1 protein-coding gene is annotated in these 822 nt (G+C 38.1%); it reads left to right on the top strand.

Annotation, left to right across the window (positions count from 1 at the left end):
• On the top strand, nucleotides 1-822 hold an 822-nt coding region (locus PNO30_RS05600), incomplete at both ends, for a MucBP domain-containing protein (RefSeq protein WP_271987460.1).

The raw sequence follows: 822 nt of genomic DNA, 5'->3' as shown, positions 1-822 counted from the left end.
AGGAGATGAGTACACAACAACTGGAAAAGTAATCAAAGGATACGTGTTAGTACGAGTAGAAGGTGAAGCTAAAGGTAAGATTGGAAAAGATGGTTCAACAGTAACATATGTGTATAAACCATTAGGTTTATGGATTCCAAACATCCCAGGACAACCAACAAATCCGATCAAATATCCAAATGATCCACAAGATCCAACAAAACCAGGAACTGAAAAACCAAAAGTACCATACGTACCAGGATTCACACCGAAGGATAAAGGTGGAAACCCACTTAAACCGGTAAATCCAAACAATCCAGAAGAAGGATACGAAGTACCAAATATCCCTGCAAACCCAGGTGAAGATACACCAATCAACTACGTAGCAAACAAAGCAAACTTAGTAGTTAAATACGTAGATGAAAATGGAAAAGACTTAGCTCCTTCAGAAACAACAGAAGGAAAAGTAGGAGATGAGTACACAACAACTGGAAAAGTAATCAAAGGATACGTATTAGTACGAGTAGAAGGTGAAGCTAAAGGTAAGATTGGAAAAGATGGTTCAACAGTAACATATGTGTATAAACCATTAGGTTCATGGATTCCAAACATCCCAGGACAACCAACAAATCCGATCAAATATCCAAATGATCCAAAAGATCCAACAAAACCAGGAACTGAAAAACCAAAAGTACCATACGTACCAGGATTCATACCTAAGGATAAAGATGGAAACCCACTTAAACCGGTAAATCCAAACAATCCAGAAGAAGGATATGAAGTACCAAATATCCCTACAAACCCAGGTGAAGATACACCAATCAACTACGTAGCAAACAAAGC

The organism is Gemella haemolysans (assembly GCF_028308085.1).
Lineage (GTDB): Bacteria > Bacillota > Bacilli > Staphylococcales > Gemellaceae > Gemella > Gemella haemolysans_D.
This window is presented reverse-complemented; position numbering and strand designations above follow the sequence as displayed.